This is a genomic window from Haloarcula vallismortis ATCC 29715 (assembly GCF_000337775.1).
Classification (GTDB): Archaea; Halobacteriota; Halobacteria; order Halobacteriales; family Haloarculaceae; genus Haloarcula; species Haloarcula vallismortis.
In genome coordinates, this window is the sequence record NZ_AOLQ01000004.1 from 132,164 (window position 1) to 146,290 (window position 14,127).

12 protein-coding genes are annotated in these 14,127 nt (G+C 63.8%); 5 read left to right on the plus strand and 7 right to left on the minus strand.

What is annotated here, in order from left to right; translation table 11 throughout:
• Nucleotides 1-126: 126 nt before the first annotated feature.
• Nucleotides 127-462, minus strand: coding sequence for a hypothetical protein (locus C437_RS00980; protein ID WP_004515015.1), 336 nt, complete (start codon nt 460-462; stop codon nt 127-129).
• Nucleotides 463-1,226: 764 nt separating this feature from the next.
• Between C437_RS00980 and C437_RS00985 the strand changes: the two genes are divergently transcribed.
• Complete coding sequence (locus tag C437_RS00985; RefSeq protein ID WP_004515016.1) at nt 1,227-2,366, plus strand: acyl-CoA dehydrogenase family protein; 1,140 nt, start codon at nt 1,227-1,229, stop codon at nt 2,364-2,366.
• A 28-nt stretch (nt 2,367-2,394) separates the two neighbouring features.
• Here C437_RS00985 and C437_RS00990 read toward each other — a convergent pair whose 3' ends face one another.
• Nucleotides 2,395-2,838 carry a MaoC family dehydratase gene (locus C437_RS00990; RefSeq protein WP_004515017.1) on the minus strand — a complete coding sequence of 148 codons (444 nt, stop codon included), beginning with the start codon at nt 2,836-2,838 and terminating at the stop codon, nt 2,395-2,397.
• 274 nt (nt 2,839-3,112) lie between these two features.
• On the opposite strand from C437_RS00990, the gene C437_RS00995 reads away from it, so the two are divergent.
• Entirely contained in the window at nt 3,113-3,922 is an 810-nt protein-coding gene (locus C437_RS00995) for an SDR family NAD(P)-dependent oxidoreductase (protein ID WP_004515018.1), read from the plus strand.
• 36 nt (nt 3,923-3,958) lie between these two features.
• Here C437_RS00995 and C437_RS01000 read toward each other — a convergent pair whose 3' ends face one another.
• Nucleotides 3,959-4,660: an HAD family hydrolase gene (locus C437_RS01000; RefSeq protein ID WP_079992057.1), complete on the minus strand. Its 702-nt coding sequence runs from the start codon at nt 4,658-4,660 to the stop codon at nt 3,959-3,961.
• Nucleotides 4,661-4,828: 168 nt separating this feature from the next.
• Between C437_RS01000 and C437_RS01005 the strand changes: the two genes are divergently transcribed.
• On the plus strand, nt 4,829-6,046 hold the full coding sequence (locus tag C437_RS01005; protein WP_004515020.1) for an acyl-CoA dehydrogenase family protein: 1,218 nt from the start codon (nt 4,829-4,831) through the stop codon (nt 6,044-6,046).
• A gap of 27 nt (nt 6,047-6,073) precedes the next feature.
• On the opposite strand, the gene C437_RS01010 is transcribed toward C437_RS01005, so the two are convergent.
• The 3 genes from C437_RS01010 to C437_RS01020 form a co-directional block, all read right to left on the minus strand.
• Nucleotides 6,074-8,038 (minus strand): 3-hydroxyacyl-CoA dehydrogenase/enoyl-CoA hydratase family protein, encoded by a 1,965-nt coding sequence (locus C437_RS01010; RefSeq protein ID WP_004515021.1) that lies wholly within the window; start codon nt 8,036-8,038, stop codon nt 6,074-6,076.
• 255 nt (nt 8,039-8,293) lie between these two features.
• The gene (locus C437_RS01015; protein ID WP_004515022.1) at nt 8,294-9,364 is read right to left on the minus strand and encodes a phosphotransferase family protein; all 1,071 of its coding nucleotides are present in this window, start codon (nt 9,362-9,364) and stop codon (nt 8,294-8,296) included.
• A 43-nt stretch (nt 9,365-9,407) separates the two neighbouring features.
• Nucleotides 9,408-10,202, minus strand: a complete 795-nt coding sequence (locus C437_RS01020) for an enoyl-CoA hydratase/isomerase family protein (protein WP_004515023.1) — start codon at nt 10,200-10,202, stop codon at nt 9,408-9,410.
• Nucleotides 10,203-10,365: 163 nt separating this feature from the next.
• Between C437_RS01020 and C437_RS01025 the strand changes: the two genes are divergently transcribed.
• Together C437_RS01025 and C437_RS01030 are read left to right on the plus strand one after the other, a co-directional pair.
• On the plus strand, nt 10,366-12,021 hold the full coding sequence (locus C437_RS01025; protein ID WP_004515024.1) for a long-chain-fatty-acid--CoA ligase: 1,656 nt from the start codon (nt 10,366-10,368) through the stop codon (nt 12,019-12,021).
• 148 nt (nt 12,022-12,169) lie between these two features.
• A complete protein-coding gene (locus tag C437_RS01030; protein WP_004515025.1) occupies nt 12,170-13,231 on the plus strand; it encodes a zinc-dependent alcohol dehydrogenase family protein in 1,062 nt (353 codons plus the stop codon).
• A gap of 34 nt (nt 13,232-13,265) precedes the next feature.
• Here C437_RS01030 and C437_RS01035 read toward each other — a convergent pair whose 3' ends face one another.
• Nucleotides 13,266-14,081 (minus strand): aminoglycoside N(3)-acetyltransferase, encoded by an 816-nt coding sequence (locus C437_RS01035; RefSeq protein ID WP_004515026.1) that lies wholly within the window; start codon nt 14,079-14,081, stop codon nt 13,266-13,268.
• Between the last annotated feature and the right edge of the window lie 46 nt (nt 14,082-14,127).

Consider the following 14,127-nt stretch of genomic DNA (forward strand, 5'->3'; position numbering starts at 1 on the left):
TGGCTTCGGCTATTACTGGCCGTTTGTGGCGAACTAGTCGCCTGCTACCGGCCGGACTTTAGTTCGCCACCACACTCGCTCCGGTGTGGGACAAGTCGGCCCACTGCGGATGCGACGCAGTGGTTCTTACTCTTCGGCAGTGAGTTTCGGGCCTGGCTTCCAGGTGTTGCCTTCGAGGACAACGAGGTCGTAGCGTTCGAGCACTTGGAGCGTATCGACGACCGCCTGCGCGTCGAAGGAGACGGTCATATCCTCGGGCAGTTGCTGTGCGATTGCACTGCGTGTCCCACCGTCCATCCGGACCACCGTATCAAGCAACTGTTCGAGGTCGTCGAGCAGCGAGACGAGCGATGTCGACCCCTCGTCTTCTGTTGCCAGTTTCGACATGACTTCGTCGTAATTTCCCGATATCTCCATCGATACGGACACGGCTTCGCCTTCGAGGTCTTCTTCGTCTCCCATAGGTCCGGATATGTGCATACTTATAGAAATACGTTTCTGTATACCGAACAACGTGTGTATCTTTCGCTTGTTTCTCTGCAAAACCCCTCTCGCCGCCTATCCGCATATTAGGAATGGTATAGCCATATGTGGGAGTTATAAGAATATATCTCTCCTAGAAAGAACCAAAACGCGAGATACATAGACATAAGTGCCTTTTTGAGAACAGAAATGGATATTTGTGTGCATAAAGCGTGATGGGGCACCACTCATGGTATTTTACAACTGTTTGTTCTGGTCAGCAGGCGTCGCCAACCGCTGACTGTTGCAGTAAACAGAACGGCACCGATGCTTCGCTGTGGTGCCAACAGACACGCGGAATCTAGCCCGACATACAGGACACAGTTCAACGAGATAGCGACTTAGCGCCCCAGTCTGGCCGCTCAATCGGGCTGACTGTCGACCGGACTGCTGGCTACCGGATAACAAAAGTACGGGTATTATCCTCCTCGATCTGATTCTCGCGAAACCGAACGGACAGGCTGTGAACGTCCAAGTGTGGCGCACCACAGCAATTGTTCTAGTATACGGAACTCTACACAGCAGAACGTCGCACTCACAGACGAGAGTTATCAGAAGAGCGACAGTGGAGCCTGTGTGGCGATACCGCTGTGTCACTGCTACTGTTCCAGAGCCGTTCGGTGGTCAGATTCCAGTCCACAGGAAACACCCACCGTGACAGTACACGGCCAAATCTATATGTGGGTAGCTGTCACACATTGTGTATGGCGTTTAGCTTGACCGCCGAGCAGACGGCAGTCCGAGAAGCGGTGCGTGAGTTCGGCGAGAACGAGATCGAGCCGCTCGGAACAGAATGTGACAGGGAGAAGCGCTACCCAGCGGAACTGATGGAGCAGGCGGCACAGTACGACCTTATCGCGCCGGAAGTTCCCGAGAAGTACGGCGGCGCAGGGATGGACAGCCTCACCGGCGTCATCGTCACCGAAGAACTCTGGCGGGCCGACCCAGGCATCGGGAGCGCCATCGGCTCCCGTGGCTTCGGGTCGACTATGATCCATAAGTACGGCGACGAGTGGATGAAAGAGACGTGGCTGCCGCGCATTACGGGCGGCGAGTCGGCGTGTGCCAGCGCCATCAGCGAACCCGCCCACGGGTCGAACGTGGCCGGCATCGAGACCTACGCCGAACGGGACAGTGACGGCTGGGTACTCAACGGGCAAAAGATGTGGATCACGAACGGCACCGTCGCCGACGTGATGGTCGTGATGGCAAAGACCGACCCCGACGCCGGCCACGAGGGTATCAGTGCGTTCCTCGTGCCGACGGACACCGACGGCCTGCAGGCCGAGAAAATCGACAACAAACTCGGCATCCGCGCGTCGGATCTGGCCGAAATCATCATTGACGACGTGCGCGTGCCCGAGGAGAACCTCATCGGTGAGGAAGATGCTGGCTTCTATCAGCTGATGGACTTCTTCGCCAGTGGGCGGGCGAACGTGGCCGCACAGGCCGTCGGCACCGCCCAGGCCGCCATCGACGACTCGATCCAGTACGCGAACGAGCGCGAGCAGTTCGGCCAGCCCATCAGCGAGTTTCAGGCTATCGAGCACAAGCTCGCCGAGATGGCGACCAACGTCGAAGCCGCGCGGTCGCTCACCTACCGTGCCGCGAGCGCCATCGACTCCGATGACCTCGACGAAGCGGCGAAGTGGGCCAGCATGGCCAAGCTGTTCGCCAGCGAGCACGCCGTCGACGTGGCCGACGAGGCGATTCAGGTCCACGGCGGCGCGGGCTACGTCACCGACCACAACGTCGAGCGGTACTACCGCGACGCCCGCATCACCAAGATTTACGAGGGGACCAGCGAGATACAGAAGAACATCATCGCCGACCGCGTGCTGTGACCGCACTGAGGCTGAGAGACCGCGAAGTCTACCGCCGGAGCGTCAGGAACTCGGCCGAAAAGACGGCTTCGTCGGCCTGATTCAGGGCGGTGACCTCGGTCCGGACGACGCCCGTCGCAACCGGGTGGTCCCGACGTTCTTTGTCGACAATTTCGGCCTCGACATGCACTGTCTCTCCCAGAAACACCGGTTTGATGAACCGGAGGCGGTCGATGCCGTAGAACGCGACCATGTGCCGCTTTTCGGCCTCGTCGCGGGCCTGCCACAGTAATCCGGTGACAACCGAAAACACCAGCGCACCGTGTGCGATGCGCTCGCCGTACCCCGAGTCGGCCATCCGCTCGGCGTTCGTGTGGAGGTGATTGAAGTCCCCGCTGACACCGGCGAAGTTGACCACATCGGCCTCGGTGATGGTTCGCCCCGACGTGGTGAAGCAGTCGCCGACTTCGACTGCGTTGAACTCACCGGCCATCGTACCGCCCCTCGCACGTGACTGCGGAACGACGCTTCGGTTTCTGGTCGAGTCGCCACTGCCGCGTCCGCACCCGCTGGTCCCGGGACTGCGGTCTGCTACTGTTGCTGGACATACACGTCGTCACCGTGTCCCGCGCCGGTGTTAATGGTACCGGGGTTCTCCGGTTGCTCTCACCACCGCAACGATACGCAGTACCCACAGCTGACTCTGGCTGTTCAACTATATTCAACGGAACCCGGCAGAGAGCACTCAGGACGTAGCTTTATTGGGGATGCCCGAGATGTCGGAAGCGATGTCAAAGCCACACACGGAGCGGTTTAATCTGGAGGGGCAGCGGGCGATTATCACGGGCGCATCGAGCGGCATCGGCCGGGCAATCGCGGCGGAGTTCGCGGCCGACGGAGCCGACGTAGTTGTCTGCTCGCGCGAACAGGACAACGTCGGCCCCGTCGCCGACGAGATCAACGACAGCGACCGGTCCGGTGACGCGGTCGCCATCGAATGCGACGTAACAGACCGTGAGGCCGTCGAGGCGCTGGTCGAGGCGACCGTCGACGAGTTCGGTGGGCTGGACGTGCTCGTGAACAACGCCGGCGCGAGCTTCATGGCCGGGTTCGACGACATCAGCGAGAACGGCTGGAAGACCATCGTCGATATCAATCTCCACGGGACCTACCACTGCACGCAGGCGGCCGGCGACGCGCTGGCCGACGGCGACGGCGGGACAGTCATCAACCTCTCCAGCGTCGCCGGCGAACAGGGCGCACCGTATATGAGCCACTACGGGGCCGCCAAGGCCGGCGTCAGCAACCTCACGTCGACGCTGTCGGCGGAGTGGGCTGACCGCGACATCCGCATCAACTGCATCGCGCCGGGCTTTGTCGCCACGCCGGGCGTCGAGTCACAGATGGGCGTCAGCGCCGACAACATCGACCGCGACGCCGTCGAGCGCCGTATCGGTCTCTCGGAGGAAATCGCCGACATCGCGCGGTTCCTCGCCAGCCCGGCGTCGTCGTACATCGTCGGCCAGACTATCACCGCCGCCGGCGTCCCACGGCTCGAAGAGACGCCCGACATCTGAGCTTCGGGACCAGTACCGACGGCTGGGACCGCGGTGTCACTCCCCGTCCGAGACCCCGAGCCAGTCCGGTAACTCCCGGAGGTCGTCGAGCGCGATATCCACGGCGGGTCCGCTCTTGGCTCCGTAAGCGACCGTCCACAGCCCGGCCTGTGTCCCGCCGTCCATGTCGTGCTCGTAGCGGTCACCGATCATCACGGCCCGCGCCGGTGTGACCCCGGCCTTTTCGAGCGCCGTTTCGAACATTGCGGGGTCCGGCTTGGTTCGACCGACGGCCTCCGAGGCGGTGTACGAGTCCATCGCGCCCCAGACGCCGAAGGTCCGCAACAGGTGCTCGCCCTCGGTGTCGTCCACGTCGCTGATGACGCCCTGATGGAGCGGTGCAGCAGCCAGCTCCTCGATAGCCGCGACGGCGTCGGGGTTGGGCTCGACCTGTTCGTCGCGGATTCTTTGAAACAGTGCTTCCCACTCGGTTTCGTCGGGGTCGACTGTCAGAATCTCGTCGACTGCCAGCCGGTAGCCCTCGCGGGCCGGCCGGAACTCGGTGCCATCGCGCTCGTCGAAGTACGCTCCGAGAACCGCCCGCCATCGTTCGAGGGCCGCGTCGGAACCGGTGGCCGCCGGGTACTCCGCACACAGGCGTTCGACAAACTCGCGGTGGGCCGCCCGGACGGACGCCATCCGAAGGATGACGCCCCCGATGTCCCAGAAGACGGCCTCGACATCTGGACTCTCGCTCACGGCTGCGGCTTGAACTGGCCCGGGCATGAAACTACCGCCGACGCCCGGTGTCGTGGTGGGTACGCCGCGGTGACGTACCGGCACACGATTCCGGCAAATAAACGACCGACCACGCGTTCGCTGTGCTCCAACACTTATAATGTCGACGTGCGAGAACGAGACTGTGCCATGATATCGTTCACCGATTCCGAGGCCGCGACTGAACTCGCCGAGCGTGCCAGCGACCTGATGGACGAGGTGGTCATCCCGCGGGAGCGCGAACTCGCGGGCGGGACCGCGATCTCGGACGCGACTGTTCGGGACCTCCGCGCTGCTGCGCGGGAGTACGACGTGTACGCCCCGCAAATTCCCGAAGAACACGGCGGCATGGGCTATGACTTCCGGGACGTGTTGCCGACGTTCGAGGAAGCGGGTCGAAGCCTTCTCGGCCCGATTGCGATGCGGGTCGACGCGCCCGACGAGGGCAATATGCACCTGCTGGAGATGCAAGGCACGGACCTCCAGAAATCGGAGTATCTGGACCCACTCGTTGAGGGTGAAATACAGTCGGGCTTCGCGATGACCGAGCCGATGCAGGGCGCGGGCTCCGACCCGAAGATGATACGCACCACGGCGCAGAAGGACGGCGATGAGTGGGTCATCGACGGCCACAAGTGGTGGACGACTGGCGGCGTCGACGCCGATATCCTGCTCGTTTTCGCCCGGACGGACGAGGATGTGCATCCGTACCAGGGGTGTTCGGTGTTTATCGTCCCGGCCGACGCCGACGGCGTGGACATCGTCCGGAACGTCCCGCACATGGGCAGCCAGGGCGACCCGAAGGGCCACGCCGAAATCGAGTTCAATGGCGTCCGCGTCCCCGAAGAGCACCTGCTGGGCGAGGAAGGCAACGGCTTCCAGCACGTCCAGCAACGGCTCGGCCCGGCGCGGCTCACCCATTGTATGCGTTTCTCGGGAATGGCCGAGCGGGCGCTGTCCATCGCCAAAGCCTACACCACCGAACGGCAGGCCTTCGGCGATTCCGTGGCCGACAAACAACACGTCCGGTTTGAAATCGCCGAACAGGAGACACAGATTCAGGCCGCGCGGGCGCTGGTCCGGGCCGCCGCGGACGCCATCGCCGCCGGCAACGAAGCCCGCGTCGAGGTGTCGATGAGCAAAGTGTTCGCCGCCCGGGCGACACAGGACGCCATCGACACCGCGGTCCAGTTCTGTGGCGGCAACGGCATCGGCCGGGACCTCCCGCTGGCGGACTTCTACGAACTGGTCCGGACGTTCCGCATCGTCGACGGCGCTGACGAGGTCCATCTCCGGACCATCGCCCGCGAGGCCTTCGAAGACGTGGACAGCGAGGAGCTGGAGCCGGTCCGCCGCTACCGCGAGTAGGGAGCCGAGCCGCTATCGGAACGGTCGCTACGTCCCTTCGAACTCCGGTTCACGGTCGGCCGCAAACGCCGCCGTTCCTTCTTTCACATCGTCGGTCGTCAACAGGAGCGCAAAGGCCTGGCTTTCCATCTCGAGGCCGGCGTCGAGGCTCTGGTCGGCTCCCTCGTTCATCACGCGCTTGGCCTTCCGGAGGGCAATCGGCGCCCCCGAGACGAGGTCATCGACGAACGCCTCGACAGTAGCGTCGAACTCCTCGGCCTCGACGGCGCGGTTGATGAGCCCCCAGTCGGCCGCCCGCTCGGCGGAGATGTGCTCGCCGCGGAAGACGAGCTCCTTCGCTCGGGCGTCGGTCAGCATTCGAATTGCGCGCTGTGTCCCGCCACCGCCGGGCAACAGGCCGAGTGTGATTTCGGGGAAGCCGAACTCCGAGTCGGTCGTCGCCAGCCGGAGGTCACAGGCAAGAGCGAGTTCCAGCCCCGCACCGAGACAGTAGCCGTCGATGCACGCCAGCGTCGGCCGGGGATACTCTGCGACGGCGGTGAACACCGCTGTCGGCTCCGAGGTCTGGGCGGGGTCGCGGTCCGCGAACCCGGAGATATCGGCCCCGGCGGAGAAGGCGCGGTCCCCGGCACCCGCGAACACAACGGCCCGGACGTCGTCGTCATCGACCGACGAGAGCAGATCCACGACCTCGTCGGCGAGCGTCTCGCTGATGGCGTTCATCCGCGACGGGCGGTCGAGTTCGACCTCCAGCAGGCCATCGTCGTCCAGCGCCCAGTTGATAGTGTGATAGTCGCCCGGGTCGTCACCGGTGTCGTACTCGTGGAAGCCCCGGCCCGCATCTTTTCCGGTGTGGCCTGCTTCGACGAGCTCGACGAGGTAGTCGGCTGGCTCGTAGCGGGCGTCGCCGTACTCCTCGTGGAGCGTCCGAAGCTTTTCGAGGATTGTATCGAGGGCGATGTCGTCGGCCCGACGGCAGGTCCCTTCGGGGAATCCGGCCCCGAGTCGCATCCCCGTATCGATGGCGTCCGGCGTCGCCACGTTGTCGCCGACGAGCTTCGCGGCTTCGTTCGCCATCACCGCCTCGACGCGGAGATGGTCGAAGCCGTCAGCGTCTTCGGGGCCGTAGTCCGGGCCGTCGCCGTCGTCGTAGTCATAGTACCCCTCACCGGTCTTACGGCCGAGAGTCTGGTTTTCGACCTTCTCCGCCATGATGGGTGGAATCGGCGTCCCAGCCTCCTTGCGGACGTGGTAGCCGATGTCGATGCCGGTCAGGTCGCTGAGTTCGAACGGCCCCATCGGATAGCCCCGCTTGTGGACCATTGCGGCGTCGGCCTGGCGGATGGTCGCCTCGCCCGCCGAGACCATCCAGGCCGGCTCGCTCATGAACGGCCCGAGGACGGAGTTGACGACGAACCCGCGCACGTCCTTGCGGACGTAAATCGGCGTCTTCCCGATGGACTCGACGAACTCGTAGCCCTGCTCGGCCGTCTCGTCGGTCGTCTGCTCGCCGTAGATGACCTCGACGAGGTCCATCTTCACCGGCGGATTGAAGAAGTGGAGTCCAAGCACCGAGTCCGGCCGCTCCGTCGCTGTGGCAATCTCTGTGATCGACAGCGAGGAGCTGTTGGTCGCCAGCAGCGCATCATCGGGTGCGGCGGCGTCGACGGACTCGAAGATGTCCTGTTTCACCGAGAGCTGTTCCGGGCCGGCCTCGATGACCAGATCGGCGTCGCTAACCGCCGCCTCCAGATCGGTCGTTGTCACGACCCGCGCCGCCACGTCGTCGGGGGTCTCGTCGAGTCGTCCCTTCTCGGCGAGCTTGTCGAGCGACCACTCGATTTCGCTGTAGGCATTTTCGACGATATCTTCATCGATGTCACGCAACACGACGTCGTAGCCGGCGATTGCCGTGACCTCGGCGATACCGTGGCCCATCGTTCCCGCACCGAGCACTGCCACTGTCGCTATTTCTGGCTGGTCTGCTGCCATACGCCTAGTGTCTATTGCAACACATATCAATCATCCCCTGGTATCGACTGTGGTTCGTGGGATGACGAGTATTGCCACCGGGAAGCCTCGACGGGCTCCGATTCCGCGGCTCGCTACGCTCCTCAGTCGTTGCACTCCCTGCAGTGCTTACGTCGCCGGGGTTCCCGGAGCCGATGGCCCCCCGTCGGCTGTTCTGGATGGTGCAGGCACCGCAGATACAATTTAAACGGCCACTCCTGACGATACAGCTTGTTTCTAGAGCGGCTCGTCGCCCTCGATAATCCGGATCGCGCGGTCAGCCAGCGCCGGGACGCGGTTCTCCATCAACGGATAGAACGGGTCGTCGGCGTTGCCCTCCAGATAGCGGCGGTAGAACATCTCGCCGAGGGCGGCGAGCTTGTACACGGCGAGCGTTCGATAGAACCGCTCGTGTTCGAACGTCAGGCCGGTCTGGGTTTCCCAGCGGTCGACCAGATCTCGACGGGTCGGGTAGCCCGGGGCTTCGATGAACTCCGTCGCGAGGTCGGGAATCTCCGGCTCGGGGTCCTTGGCGTCGCGCCAGTACGAAAGCATCCAGCCGAGGTCGGCCCGTGGGTCGCCCAGCGTCGCCATCTCCCAGTCGAAGACGGCGGCGAGCTCCGGGTCGTCACCGGGCCCGAACAGCACGTTGTCGAGCTTGTAATCGCCATGGACCAGTGTCTCCGGGTGGTCCGCAGGGCACTCCTCCTGTAGCCACGAGCCGACCCGCTCCAGTTCCGGGATGGTTCGGGATTCGGCCGTCCGCTCGAATGCCCAGGCTAGCTGTTTCCCCCAGCGCGTGACCTGCCGCTTCGGATACCCTTTCGCACGGCCGAGGTCAGACAGGCCAACGGCTGTGGGAGCAACCTCGTGGATGGCCGCGAGGGTATCCACCAGTTCCGTTCCGACTGCCTCCCGAGCGTCGTCGTTCGCGAAGCGCGCTGGCTCTGCGTCTCGGATGACGGTCCCTTCGACGCGAGCCATCACGTAGAAATCACTGCCGATGATATCGTGGTCATCACAGGCCAGCACCGTGGGCGGGACCGGGACAGCTGTGTCCTGCAGGGCGTCGATGACGCGATACTCCCGCAACACGTCGTGGGCCGTCTCGGCGGTCTGGCCCGGCGGCGGCCGCCTGACGACCAGTTCTCGGTCGCCCCAGGTGACAAACAGCGTCTCGTTGGAGTGGCCCTGCTCGTGGCGCGCAACGTCAAACGTCTCGGCCGGGCCGATCTCGCTCGTAAGGAATTCTTCGAGCGTACGTTCGTCGACCAGTCGCTGGTAGTAGTCGCTGCTGTGTTCAGTCATGATCGTTGATTGGATTCCGTGTCATGAAAAACTGCGGGTCGCATCACCGGCCGGCGAACTCCGGTCGCCGGTCTGTCAGGAACGCCTCGACACCCTCCCTGTGGTCGGCGGTCTCGAAGACGATGCCCTGCGCGGTCGCCTCGTCGCGCTGGGCGCGGTCGAAGGACTTCTCCAGTCCGTCCTGCAGCAGTCGCTTCGAGTGCCGGAGGGCGACGGTCGGGCCATCGGCGATGCGGCTGACGGTCGCCTCGACTTCGGATTCGAACGCCTCGGCGTCGTAGACGTGATTGAACAGGCCCAGCTCCGCGGCTCGCTCTGCGTCGAGTATCTCGCCGGTGAACACGAGCTCTTTCGCGACGTTCGTCCCGACGATTCGTGGGAGCAGATACGAGGTGCCGGCGTCGACGCCGAGACCGACCTGCCGGAACACGAAGCCGATGCTGGCCGACTCACTCGCCAGCTGGATGTCACAGGCGATAGCGAGGTTCGCGCCGGCCCCGACGGCCGACCCGTCGACCTTTGCGACGGTCGGGACCGGGAGCGCGACGACTCTGGCGATGGTATCGCGGGTCCGTCGAGCGAGTTCGCTGACGGCGTCGTCGGTCGGGTCGTCGTTCGTGAGCCGCTCGCTCATCCCCTCGATGTCGCCGCCGGCAGAGAACGACTCGCCAGTGCCCGCGATGACGACACATCGAACGTCGGACGCTGTCTCGATAGTGTCGAGGTGTCGCTCTAGCGCGTCGTACACCGGTTGTGTGAGTGCGTTCCGCGTCTCTGGTTCGTTCAGCGTCAGCGTGGCGATACCGTCGTCGATGGAGAGCAGGACAGACTCGCTCACCGGATATCACTCCGTCGTAGCTGCATGGGGTCGCTTCACACGGTCCCGGTATAAATTTACCGCTAGTTCACAGTTTCAGCTAGCGCCGGCCACACACTGAGTCTGCCAGGCCACCGCAGTTCGAGGACTAGTTTTAACATATCGGTGTGTGTTGACACGGAGTATGCCAGGTGGTGCACCACTCAACCTCCGGTCATTCCTGTGGCGTGGCGAGAACGTGTTCCCAGACAGCGAAATCGTCTCGCGGACACATCAAGGGATTCACCGGTACACGATAGCGGAGTACGCCCAGCGCGTCCGAAAGCTGGCCTCGGCGCTTGAACAGGCGGGTATCGAACGCGGCGACAGAGTCGGGACGTTCGCCTGGAACAACCACTGGCATCAGGAGGCCTACTACGGGGTCGCCTGTATGGGCGCGCAGGTCCACATGATCAATCTCCTCCTCCCCGACGAGCATATCCGGCACATCGTGGCCGACGCCGAGGACGAGATTCTCATCGTCGACCCCGTCATGCTGGAGAAACTCGAAGCGGCGTACGACGAGGATGCCTTCGCCTCCGTCGAGCAGTACATCGTGATGGGAGACACCGTCCCCGAAACGTCGCTGGAACCGGTCGTCGACTACGAATCGTTCATCGCCGACGGCGACCCCGACTACTCCTTCCCGCAACTGCCCGAGGACCAGCCCGCGGGGATGTGCTACACCTCGGGGACGACAGGCAAGCCGAAAGGCGTCGAGTACACCCAGAAGATGTACTGGACACAGGTCATGTCGCTGATGACCAGTCAGGCCGGTATCAAGACTGACGACGTGGAGTTGACCTACGTCCCGATGTTCCACGTCAGCGGCTGGTGTCGCCCGTTCACGACGATTGCTGCCGGAGCCAAGACAGTCCTTCCCGGGCCGAACCCGTCAGCCGAGGACCTGGCGAAGCTTATCGAGGAAGAGGACGTGACCGTCTCCGCAGCGGTCCCGACCGTCTTCATGGAGCTGCTAGAGTACGCCCGTGACACCGACGTAGACTTCTCGTCGGTCCGGTACTTCACCAGTGGTGGGTCCGCGACGCCGCGGTCGCTGATGGAAGACTACAAGCAGGAGTTCGACGTGGACCTCATCTCCGGCTACGGCATGACCGAAACGTCACCGGTCACACACGCCTACGAGCCCAAGCCCGGAATGACGGACCTGCCGGAAGAGGAACTGTTTGACCTTCGGAGCCACTCTGCGGGCCTGCCGATTGCCGGCCTGGAGTTCAAAGTCGTCAACACCGACGGCGAAGAAGTGCCCTGGGACGGCGAGTCGCTGGGCGAACTCTGGATGCGCGGCCCGTGGGTCACACAGGAGTACTACAACGCTCCCGATGCGACCGAACAGGCCGTCACCGACGACGGCTGGTTCAAGACCGGTGACATCGTCCGGGTGAGTCCGGAGGGGTACGTCGACGTGGTCGACCGGATGGACGATCTCGTCAAGAGCGGCGGCGAGTGGATAGCAAGCGTCGAGGTCGAGAACGCGGTCATGGGCCACGACGAGGTGGTCGAAGCCGCTGTCGTCCCTGTCCCGCACGAACGCTGGGACGAACGCCCCGCCGCGTTCGTCGTCACACGCGATGCTGTGGCCGACGAAGCCGCGTTGCGCCAGGAGATCAAAGACCTCGTCGCCGAGTCGTATCCGTCGTGGTGGGTCCCCGATGCCATCCGTCTTGTCGACGGGATTCCCAAGGGCGCGACCGGGAAGTTCTCCAAGCAGACGCTCCGTGACGAGTACGTCGACGAGTCGGTCATCGAGACTGTCGCCGAAAACGCCCCGGCGACGTAAGACGCAGCCGAAACGTGGCGGCGCTTTCCGGTCGTCAGCCACCGTCCCGACGGCGGTGTTCCGATACTGCACAGCTGTTGCCACTGAGCCAGCCAGAACAAGTCCAGCCGCAGATAGGTATTTATGATAGCTCTGTGACTGTTGTCGTATGCGAGCCGCTGTCATTGAGGAGCACGGCGAACCGCTCACGATTCAGGACGTGCCCTATCCGGAGCCTCAGTCGGATCAGGTCGTCATCGAGACAGAGGCCTGCGGGGTCTGCCGGAGCGACTGGCACGCCTGGCAGGGGGACTGGGAGTGGTTCGGCATCCAGACCGGTCCCGGGCAGATTCTGGGCCACGAACCGGCGGGCGTCGTCGCCGACGTGGGCGCGGATGTCGAACAGTTCTCCGAGGGAGACCGCGTCACGGTCCCGTTCCACCTCGGCGACGGGTCGTGTCAGTACTGCCAGCGCGGGCACGCGAACATCTGCGAGACATCGATGCCGCTTGGCTTCCTCGACGCCGCACCGGGGGCGTTCGCCGAGGCGTTCCCCGTCCGCGAGGCAGATTTCAACTGCGTCAGACTACCGGACACCGTCGACTTCACCGAGATGGCCGGCCTCGGCTGTCGGTTCATGACGGCGTACCACGCGCTGACCGACCGGGCGGACCTCAGGCCGGGCGATGCCGTCGCGATTCACGGCTGTGGCGGCGTCGGGCTGTCGGCGGTCCACATCGCCGATGCGCTGGGGGCCGAACCGATTGCGGTCGACGTACAGGAGGGCAAACTCGACCGGGCGCGGGACCTCGGCGCGGCGACGACAATCAACGCCGCCGAGACGGACAACGTCCCCGCCGAGGTCCATGCTGTCACGGACGGCGGGGCCGACGTGGCAATCGACGCGCTGGGCATCGCCGAGACGTGTCGCAACGCCGTGCAGTCGCTGGGCAAGCAGGGGACCCACGTCCAGGTCGGCCTCACCACCGACGAGGAGGCCGGAGAGATTTCGCTGCCGGTGGACACGATGACGCTTCAGGAGATTGATTTCCACGGCTCCTACGGGATGCCGCCGATCCGCTACGACGAACTGTTTCGGCTCGTCGACGCCGGGACGCTCGACCCCTCGAAGATTGTCGGGGAGACGCTCGCCCTCGATGCCGTGCCGGACACGCTTGCCTCGATGGGCGAGTACGAGACCGTCGGCATCCCCGTCATCGACGAGTTCTGAGACACGCCGGCACTGTTCTGCGGGTCGCCGGCACCTACGAACGCTTCGCTGTCAACCACTCGACGGCGAAGTCTACCATTGGCTGTTGTGCGAGGAGTTTCGACTCGCCGACGCCGACAGTGCCTGCCTCGACGGCGCTGGGGTGTGCACACTCGAACGCATCGCCACAGGCTTGGAAGTCCTCATCGTTGAGTTCGATATCCTCCCAGTGGCGCCATTCGCGCTCACCGTCGGCGAGGACGGCACTGGCATGTGTGACGGTATCGGTGTCGATGTCGGCGCGGTACTCGGCGAGGTGGAGCGACGTGTTTGTCGTATGTGACGTCCCGAGAAACATGACTGTCCCATCACGGTCGTAGACCTCGGACAGCGGTGATGTCTCCCCGAGCGAGTAATTGTAGGCGTGACCGCCAACAATGGCCTCGGCATCGGTACCCCACGCGGCGAACGAATGCTGTGGGTGGGCACTCCGATGGACATCTGGATACGTGCGAAAGCATTCGGCGATTGCACCCATCCCTCGAGTTGGCGTCACTGCCGGTCGGTACGGGGGGAACTGCTCGCGAATCGTGTCATCCCACGAGTCCGGGACTGGTGGATTCTCCATATTGTCGGGGTCCCTGTTGCCTGGCGAGTGCGTTGGCATCACCACCGCCCCGCTCTCGGTGACGACACGCTGCAAGGCGTCTACAACCGCTGGTGCGCCACCACAGACCCATCCCAGTTCGGACAGCGACCCGTGGACCAGTACTGTTTCCCCGCTTTTGAGACCCAGTGTACGGAGGTCGTGTGCTATCGAATCTACGGTGACCGGTTCCGCTGAACGGTCGACCGGGCGCGGTGTGTCCATGAGGGATGATAGCCGAAAGTGGGCATAAGTTTCGTGTTCGCCTAGC

Coding starts and splice junctions, on each gene's coding strand:
- C437_RS01015 (WP_004515022.1), bottom strand. CDS start 9,364: ATGACTGAACACAGCAGCGACTACTACCAGCGACTGGTCGACGAACGT.
- C437_RS00985 (WP_004515016.1), top strand. CDS start 1,227: ATGGCGTTTAGCTTGACCGCCGAGCAGACGGCAGTCCGAGAAGCGGTG.
- C437_RS01005 (WP_004515020.1), top strand. CDS start 4,829: ATGATATCGTTCACCGATTCCGAGGCCGCGACTGAACTCGCCGAGCGT.
- C437_RS01030 (WP_004515025.1), top strand. CDS start 12,170: ATGCGAGCCGCTGTCATTGAGGAGCACGGCGAACCGCTCACGATTCAG.
- C437_RS00990 (WP_004515017.1), bottom strand. CDS start 2,838: ATGGCCGGTGAGTTCAACGCAGTCGAAGTCGGCGACTGCTTCACCACG.
- C437_RS01010 (WP_004515021.1), bottom strand. CDS start 8,038: ATGGCAGCAGACCAGCCAGAAATAGCGACAGTGGCAGTGCTCGGTGCG.
- C437_RS01035 (WP_004515026.1), bottom strand. CDS start 14,081: ATGGACACACCGCGCCCGGTCGACCGTTCAGCGGAACCGGTCACCGTA.
- C437_RS00995 (WP_004515018.1), top strand. CDS start 3,113: ATGCCCGAGATGTCGGAAGCGATGTCAAAGCCACACACGGAGCGGTTT.
- C437_RS00980 (WP_004515015.1), bottom strand. CDS start 462: ATGGGAGACGAAGAAGACCTCGAAGGCGAAGCCGTGTCCGTATCGATG.
- C437_RS01025 (WP_004515024.1), top strand. CDS start 10,366: ATGCCAGGTGGTGCACCACTCAACCTCCGGTCATTCCTGTGGCGTGGC.